The organism is Okeania sp. SIO1H4 (assembly GCF_010672695.1).
GTDB lineage: Bacteria > Cyanobacteriota > Cyanobacteriia > Cyanobacteriales > Microcoleaceae > Okeania > Okeania hirsuta.
The window spans coordinates 1-6,640 of the sequence record NZ_JAAHGB010000135.1; the positions used below are offsets into that span (position 1 = coordinate 1).

The following is a 6,640-nucleotide window of genomic DNA, read 5'->3' on the forward strand; positions in this document are numbered from 1 at the left end:
AATGAAAGGTAAATTTTCTAACACCCCTAAACTGTAAGTTAATACTTTTAGAGCAATTATGACAACAAGTATTAGTAGAGGAGTTTGCAAAATATTTATTTATAGTTAAAATACCTATTTCATTGCTTGAACGGCGAAAGAAAGACTTTAGAACCGAGAATACTAACAGATATAAAAAGAATCCTAAAACTATTGCAATCCCTAAAATTCCTCCCTGTTCAAGCCAAGGGAGTGAGTATATAGCTGAAGAGTTTGATGTTTGTAAAAGTGTCAACATAGTCTAAATTCATTCCTCTTCTTTTTTGAAGTTTCAACTTTACCGAATAATTAGGGCTTGCTGATTAAATCTAAAAGCATTGACAGATAAAGATAAGTGCCTTTTTAGGTCTGGAAAAAGTACAAGCTTTTAGGTCGAAAAGGTTCAAAAAGTTAGCATAAAAGGCTGACTAGGAAAGAAAAATTAAGGGAGAATTTTTCCGACGACCTCCTCTAAATTCCCATTTATCCTGTACAGGCAATTCGCGTTTGCGCAGCATTCCGGAGGAAATCGCCCCTACGACTCCTGACTCCTACCCCTACTCAAAGACTTTTTCAGCAAACCCTAATTATTAATTATTCAGCTTTATTAGCCTCCCCTTTCTCTTGGAAAAAAAGTTCTAGGATATTTCCTTATATTCAATTCCCTCACGGTTTTAACCAGAAGTAATTATCCATTATTAATTATCAATTATCCATTGGTAAATTAGCGTTGTAAATTTCGTGGATCTAGAGCATCTCGCAACCCATCTCCTAATAAATTAAAAGCTAATACAGTTAGAATAATTAATAATGCTGGAGGCCATACTAACCAAGGTTGTAACACTAAAATAGAAGCATTCGTGGCCAAAGATAACATATTTCCCCAGGAGGGGTCTGGTTGTTGAATACCTAAACCAATCAAACTTAAAACTGATTCTGAGATAATAAAACTAGGAATAGCTAAAGTTGCCGAAATAATTACATAAGTTGCTGTTTGGGGTAATACATGACGCACAATAATATAAAAAGAATTTGCCCCCATCGCCCTTACCGCTTGCACAAATTCTCGTTCTTTGATAGATAATACTTGTCCCCGAATGACCCTAGCTAACCCTGCCCAACTAATAAATGAAGTAATAACCACAATTAAGAGAAATCTTTGAGCACTGGTTAAACCAGGAGGTAATACAGCAGCAAGTGCCACTAATAAATAAATACCTGGAATTGTCATTAATACTTCAGCGAAACGCATCAAAATACTATCTATCCAACCACCAAAGTAACCAGAAATTCCACCAATAATCATTCCCAGGGGAAAGTAGATAGTAATTCCTACTAAACCAATAAATAAACTAATCCTACCACCAAAAAGTAAACGGCTAAATTGGTCTCGCGCTTGTTCGTCAGTACCTAATAAGTTAAATTTCCCTTCACCTGTGGTTCCGAATAAATGTCGATCCAAAGGCAAAATACCCAAGAGTTTATAGGGTGTTCCTTTGACAAATAAATTCAGAAGAGATGGTTTACTCAAGTCTACGTTTAACTCGCGGAGTCCAGTTTCTAAATCTACTGGTCCTTGAGTTGTGGGATAAACGTGGGGTCCAATAAACTCACCTGCTTGGTTTTGCCAGTAAATTTGAGTAGGTGGTAGTAGGGAACCATTGGGTTGAGATGTGTAGGGGTCGTATGGAGCAATAAAGTCAGCAGCAATTACTACCAGATAAAAAATTAATAGTAATAATGCACCAAATCTTGCTAAAGGATTTTTTTTAAGATTTTTCCACCATTTCATATTTAAGAAGTAAGAAGTAATAAGTAAGAAGGAATAAGTAAGAAAATAATATCGCTTGTCCCCTCCAGGGGAGTTACCCTATCGGATAATTACTAATAATAAGGTTTTTGTTCTTAGTTGGGCTTTAGCCCTAATACTTATAGTAGTTTAAAATAAAAATGAGACGGATAAATCCCTGATTTTTAAGGATTATGTCAAGGTTAAGTGCCTCAATCTTAACTGGAATGATTATTGATTATAAGTATAATAAGGCTAAAGCCCTACTACGAGCCTAAAAAGTTAGAAAGAAGGAATAATTTAGGGATAAGGAAGGAGATAAAAAGGAAGAAATAAGGCGTAATAAGTTAGGGAGAAACTTGTTGATTTAATTGTTTTATTTCTATTTCTGATACTTCATTTTCTTCATCCATAGGATTATAAAAGAAAGAGCCTGTTTGGGGTGGTAATTTTGGATTTAGAACCACTTCCACAATACTTTTTAAAACTCCAGTGAGCGGAATTGCTAATATTACTCCCAAAAGCCCTCCTATTTTACCACCTAATAGTAACGCTGCAAAAATAATTACTGGGCTAAGTCCGGTTAAATTACCCATGACTCTAGGGGCAACTATATTATCTTTAATTTGTTGGAGAGCGATCGCCACGATTAAGACTTTTAAAGCTAACCACCAATTAATAAATGTTACTATACTGCCTACAGTGCCAATGCCCAAAGTTGCGCCAATAAATGGAATTAATTCCATTACCCCGATAAAGACTGCAAATAGTAGAAAATAGGGAACACCAAGAAACCAAAAAGCAAAAGATAAAGTAGTTGCCATAAATAACCCTAATAGCAACTGCCCAGAGATAAAACTTTGAAGATTAACTTCTAGGGATTTTGTAAATACATCTCGTACTTTTGGAGCAATAATACTTGTCAGATTATTCCAAACTCTTTCTCCATCTAAGAGCATATAAAAGGAGATTACTAAAATTAAAATTAAGTCGAAAAACCAGTTAACTGTGCCTAAGACTAAACCAAAACTGGTAGTAGCGATCGCCTGTATTTCTTCTTGAGCTTTTGCTGATAGTTGCTGTTGTAAAATCCCGAAATCAAAGGGTAAGTTATTATTTTCACTCCAGGTTTGAAATTCTGTTAATTGCCATCTGGCCGATTCTAATAAGTCTGGAAATTTCAACCACAATTGTCGAGCTTGGTTAAGAACTGGTGGAACAATAGTTAGGCCGATAACTAATATTATTAAAGCAGCCGTTAAATATACTAAACCTGCTGCCAAACTTCGGGGCAAAATTTTTTGTAGTTTAGATACTGGATAGTTTAACAAAAATGCCACTAATCCTGCTGTAATTAGAATACTAACTATTTCACCTACATAACTAATTGCCCCGATTGTCAACCATCCTGCTACTAATAATAATAACCATGTAATTAGAAATTGTTGAATAGGTGAAAATTTGACATTCATAAAGTTAGTAATTGGTAATTAGTAATTGGTAATAGCTTAGACAGCTTCAACATTTATCAAATCTCAGTTTTGTATATAATTTTAGCCTGTTACAAATTACTTCAAACTGATTATTGGAAATATTCACCTGAAATTTTTGTCTGTGAAAATTTGCAACATTATCTAAATCCATGATCTGGTATAAAATAATAATTAAAAAATTTAAACCTTTAGAGGTAAAGGTTTTTAGGATTTAAGTAATTAGCCAATAATAACTGAATTTGGCATTATACCAATTCCCAAAAGTAACGCTATACTTAGGTCAAACTTCAGTTCTTAAGTAATTAAAAATAGCCGAATCACTTTTTTGCTAATTTTAGCCAAGTTAATGTTAATTATTCTTGTGTTTACTTCTACCCCACTCACCCACTTCCCCTCCTGGGAGGGGGAGGGGCGAGGGGTGGGTCCCCTACTCATGAAAATGTAGAAAAGTTTTTGAGAAATGGTATTAGAGATATTTTCTGTTTCTTGTTGCCTATCTCAACAAAATTTTATAGCAGTTTAAGGAAAAGGCGCGGGCATATCAAAAGCTTAAAACTCAGACAATGCTAGATTTTTCGCTGCTTCTGTCCTTCCTTCTCTAGTAGATAACTAAACGCCTTCTTCCTCCTTCCTTCTTCCTTCTTCCTTCTTCTTTCTGCTCCCTAATTTCTAAACAGCAACCTTCATAGAAGAATCATGCTCTATTACAAATACATTGGAGTAAAGGTTAGCAATAATTTGCTTACCTTGCTGTGTTAGTGACAAATATTTCAGAGCATTTTTTATATAAGGAAGAACTCCTTGCCAAAAAAATTGCGGATAATTATCGCGCAGATCGCTAGGATTTTTATACCCTACTTTTTCATTGAAACCCATTTCCTCAAATTCATAATATAAAGAACAAATTTTATTGAGGTAGCGGGGGTCACTTAACTGGCCAATTAAATCTGCCGCTCGTACTAAACCAGGATGATTAACAGTATCTTGATGATCTGATTCTTTCGGAACAGGAAAGCGTGTTAACTCAATATTATGTTTAATTATTCCCACATCAATTAGTTTATGACCGCCAAATCGTTCATTAATAAATAATTTTGCCCGATCCACATGATAAGGAGTTAAACTAGCATCCGTACAACCTAATGGCAAATTAACCATTTCATCATCCCTACCCGTAGCGTACCATCCTTTTTTGTCTGCCCGACAAACTCCTTTTACATATCCGATGTCATGGCAAACTAAGGAAATAATATAATGTAACCAATCTTCGCAGGCAACTCCTCCTTCTCGAATATGTTTTCCCCGTAGAATTTCTTGGCCTACAAGAGTCACCAGAATTGTATGCTCTACATTATGGTAAAGGGCATCGCTATTGGCAATATTTTCTAGTGCCATATTTCCTGCCCAACCAATAATTTCTTCGTAGTTAGATTTATGACCGCCGTAAGTACGACGGTAGCCATCTTTAATTTTTTCGACAAATGAATTAATTAATATTTCAGTGGCATTAAACATATTTTTTTCTTAATTTGTTTTGATTTTTTTAGGCTTTTCTAAAAATTGTAGTTGTCTGAGTTATTTTTTTGCTTTCTTACGTCATTTATTCTTACTTACTTAATATTATAAATAGTGCTGAAGGTAATGAGACACAGAGAGCAAAATCAGGGTCATTTTTATATTCGAGTTACTTCATGGTTTAAAGAAATCTAACAAAACGATAATTTTTCTTTACAACATAAGTGTTGAGTGGTTATAGAAATGGGTGAAAGTAAATTGAGAAGTAAAATTATACCAGAAAATAGGCTTTGTTGCATGAAGGTGGCGATCACAAAAATCACCCCTGTAGAGGAATGAACTAGAATTGTACTTTGTAACTTTCTGGCTTACAATCTTTAATTATACGGTAATTATACGGTTGAGGAGGGCACATTGTATCAATAACTCCACTGCTTGATTGTTAAATTTCCGTCGTCGTAATTTACCTGCGAACATCACTTTGAGCCGAAACATTGTGGTCTCGGATCAGGAGCGTCGGTGGTAACCACTTTCATGCTTCCATTTCTTTAGTCCTATTTGACGAATGCGTCTGAGGTTCTCATCTCTGGGATGGGGTGGAGCTTTACAGTTGCCATGTTGCCCAATCACGGCATTTTTTCGTGGAGGAATCGTGATTTTTGCTCCTCTTTGACTAGCCTTTTGATCAGACTTATACTTGTCGTATACCCCGTCTCCTGATACTTGAGCTATTTCTCCTTCTATACCATCTAGTAGCTCAGAAAAAGCTTCATCATCACGCTTCACGTTGGTACTTACCATAGCAGTAGCTATCTCCCCAGTTGCCTCCAAAACCCCCAAATAGAGCTTATATCATGTCCGGTTGAACAGTGATAAATAAATAACTACGGAGTCCTCAGGAGTCAGGAGTCAGGAGGGAAGAAAGAAGAAGGAAGAAGAAGAACAGGAGAAGAAGGAGAGAGTTTTCTTATCACTAATTATCCGGACATGATATTACGCCATGTCCGACGCCCACACCATGAATTCTTGTTTTCCATTCTCCCTCACCATACACTTTGACCCCCGTAGAGTCTAGTACCAAGTGCATGGTTTCTGTTGCTGGTAATATAGGTATATTGATGTTCAGTTTGCTCAAGCGACGACACAAGGTACTATGGTCTGGTACTGGCAAGTCTATTCCCATCAATTCAAATATAGATTCCAAGAAATCCTCAATTTGTCGTCCTGCCAAGCTAAACAAAGTAACAATGGTGGCCATTAGCTCCATGGCGACATTGCTATAGGTGTTGGATGCTCCCCTACGTCCAGTTTTGTTCTGATTGAGCCACTGTTCTATCACTCAACCACAACTTGCGAAAATTAATGAAACCGCAGTCTGTGCTCATCAACCTTGGTTGCTGGCAAAACCTGTGGGAGGGTTACTGTGGTTAGGTCCGATATTTGAACCAGAAGATACCGGATATTGGGATTAGACATCTGGTAAAAATCAAAAATCAAATCAATTCTTACACATAAATTATCAATTCTTTCCCCTCCACGGTCGGGGTTAGGGGTGGGATCCCTACTGCCTACAGCAAGTCTGCCTACTCCCTCTTTTCTGGAAGATGTGTAATGTTTAGCTCAACATTTGCGCGGTCATCGGGAAGTTGAAGTTGCAGTTTTGCGACAGAAACAAAAATCTCTTTCGACCAAAAAATCGGCGTTGCACAGTGACGAATGATTTGATATTTTTGAAGGAGACAGGAGACAGCTATACTGGAGACAGGAGGAAAATTACTTGGGGTGAGAATCCCCATGTAATGCGTGAACACCCCCGTTGACGGTG

The 6,640-nt window shown here is 36.6% G+C and carries 8 protein-coding genes; 1 reads left to right on the forward strand and 7 read right to left on the reverse strand.

Annotated features, from left to right (window positions below; translation table 11 throughout):
- Positions 1 to 742: 742 nt before the first annotated feature.
- The 6 genes from F6K06_RS32860 to F6K06_RS32885 all read right to left on the reverse strand — a co-directional run bounded on the left by F6K06_RS32860 (position 743) and on the right by F6K06_RS32885 (position 6,154).
- Positions 743 to 1,810, reverse strand: coding sequence for an ABC transporter permease (locus F6K06_RS32860; RefSeq protein ID WP_124145260.1), 1,068 nt, complete (start codon positions 1,808 to 1,810; stop codon positions 743 to 745).
- A 344-nt stretch (positions 1,811 to 2,154) separates the two neighbouring features.
- A complete protein-coding gene (locus F6K06_RS32865; RefSeq protein ID WP_124145259.1) occupies positions 2,155 to 3,279 on the reverse strand; it encodes an AI-2E family transporter in 1,125 nt (374 codons plus the stop codon).
- A gap of 315 nt (positions 3,280 to 3,594) precedes the next feature.
- Entirely contained in the window at positions 3,595 to 3,735 is a 141-nt protein-coding gene (locus F6K06_RS32870) for a hypothetical protein (protein ID WP_287287322.1), read from the reverse strand.
- Positions 3,736 to 3,969: 234 nt separating this feature from the next.
- Positions 3,970 to 4,815: an Npun_R2479 family HD domain-containing metalloprotein gene (locus F6K06_RS32875; RefSeq protein ID WP_124145258.1), complete on the reverse strand. Its 846-nt coding sequence runs from the start codon at positions 4,813 to 4,815 to the stop codon at positions 3,970 to 3,972.
- Between the two features lie 507 nt (positions 4,816 to 5,322).
- Positions 5,323 to 5,655 carry a transposase gene (locus F6K06_RS32880; protein WP_339379427.1) on the reverse strand — a complete coding sequence of 111 codons (333 nt, stop codon included), beginning with the start codon at positions 5,653 to 5,655 and terminating at the stop codon, positions 5,323 to 5,325.
- 133 nt (positions 5,656 to 5,788) lie between these two features.
- A complete protein-coding gene (locus F6K06_RS32885; RefSeq protein ID WP_124155920.1) occupies positions 5,789 to 6,154 on the reverse strand; it encodes a transposase in 366 nt (121 codons plus the stop codon).
- Between F6K06_RS32885 and F6K06_RS32890 the strand changes: the two genes are divergently transcribed.
- Complete coding sequence (locus tag F6K06_RS32890; protein ID WP_161564551.1) at positions 6,135 to 6,287, forward strand: hypothetical protein; 153 nt, start codon at positions 6,135 to 6,137, stop codon at positions 6,285 to 6,287. The genes F6K06_RS32885 and F6K06_RS32890 overlap by 20 nt on opposite strands.
- Positions 6,288 to 6,398: 111 nt before the next feature.
- On the opposite strand, the gene F6K06_RS32895 is transcribed toward F6K06_RS32890, so the two are convergent.
- On the reverse strand, positions 6,399 to 6,640 hold a 242-nt coding region (locus F6K06_RS32895; protein WP_287323351.1), incomplete at its 5' end, for a hypothetical protein.